Raw genomic sequence first — 359 nt, 5'->3', positions numbered from 1 at the left:
TCAGGCGTTCCGGCTCTTGCAGAAAACTTTCCAGCATACCGCCACGAGTACAGAGCCGGTGCGTCCGTTCCTTTCGGGTAAGCTGCTTCAACTGATGCTGCAATGCCTTTTCATCATTGATAGCTTTCCGCAGTTTCTTTTCGCTTTTCTCCAGCTCCCGGTTGAGCTTTTCAAGTTTTGAGCTATCAGGCAAGGGCAGCGTCCTCCTTTCCCGGTATCAGCACATAAATCCTGTTCGGCTCTCCAACGCCCTGACGCACCCGCATGATAAGTCCTGCGTTTTCCAGTTCATTCAAAGAACGCTTGACCGTCATAGGACTGCGGGACAGGACTGCGGCAATGGCTGTGACAGGGAAGCA

The 359-nt window shown here is 52.6% G+C and carries 2 protein-coding genes; both read right to left on the bottom strand.

What is annotated here, in order from left to right; all coding sequences use genetic code 11:
• The coding region (locus tag DWZ40_RS20235; RefSeq protein WP_243035401.1) for a DUF3847 domain-containing protein at positions 1 to 193 on the bottom strand (193 nt) is incomplete at its 3' end.
• A partial coding sequence (locus DWZ40_RS19195; RefSeq protein ID WP_118544368.1) for a DeoR family transcriptional regulator occupies positions 186 to 359 on the bottom strand: 174 nt, incomplete at its 5' end. The genes DWZ40_RS19195 and DWZ40_RS20235, both read right to left, overlap by 8 nt.

The organism is Clostridium sp. AF32-12BH (assembly GCF_003477935.1).
GTDB lineage: Bacteria > Bacillota > Clostridia > Lachnospirales > Lachnospiraceae > Brotaphodocola.
This window is presented reverse-complemented; position numbering and strand designations above follow the sequence as displayed.